The following is a 722-nucleotide window of genomic DNA, read 5'->3' as shown; positions in this document are numbered from 1 at the left end:
TCCGGGTTCTGCCCGGCATGGACGATAAGAGAACATTATTATGATACCAAAAAACTTATCTAATTGTATTCTTTTCCCTTTTGTTTGGAAGGGTGTTTAGTAATTTATATATTTGCGTTTGTAGAAATTAATAGCAAGATGTGTTTTTGTGTCCACAAAAACCAAATCTTGCCTGATAAATCAGGAGTTTAGCCCCCTCGCAACTTGGGGGCATATATTATTTAGTATCATAGTATGAAAGCAAATAAAAGAGATAGAATAGTGAAAGTTCGCTTAACGAATTTAGAATATGAAGAACTAACTAAAGCTTCTAAATCTAGCAAATGTATGTCAGATTATTTTAGACAGAGAGTCTTTAGGAAAGGAGTTGGTCTTATTGACCCTAAAGAATTTATTCGTTCAATGGATGAAATTTGTTTGGAAATGAAACGTATAGGAAATAATATAAATCAGTTGGCTAGGTATGTAAATATTCATAAGGAAGAAGTTAATCAAGAGGTTCTTAATGAGGTAGAAAAGAAAATGGCAGAGTATGTGATTATGCAAGATAAATTGAATGTTACTTGGCGTAAGTTGATGTCAATCAAATAATATATGTATATATAATATTGATATATATATAAATTTAGTGATAAAGACAGCATTACTATTTCTTTTCCCTAAAGTTCTTTGTGTCGTTTCTCTCTATACCTGAATACAGGAAAACGGCTGCATCATAAAAG

General features: G+C 31.3%; 1 protein-coding gene. It reads left to right on the top strand.

The genetic code is table 11. From position 1 onward, the window contains the following. The first annotated feature begins 234 nt into the window (after nt 1-234). Nucleotides 235-591 (top strand): plasmid mobilization relaxosome protein MobC, encoded by a 357-nt coding sequence (gene mobC, locus DW862_RS24295; RefSeq protein ID WP_004295357.1) that lies wholly within the window; start codon nt 235-237, stop codon nt 589-591. The last annotated feature ends 131 nt before the right edge of the window (nt 592-722 follow it).

It is taken from the genome of Bacteroides sp. AM37-9 (assembly GCF_003603455.1).
Taxonomy (GTDB): domain Bacteria; phylum Bacteroidota; class Bacteroidia; order Bacteroidales; family Bacteroidaceae; genus Bacteroides; species Bacteroides xylanisolvens.
This window is presented reverse-complemented; position numbering and strand designations above follow the sequence as displayed.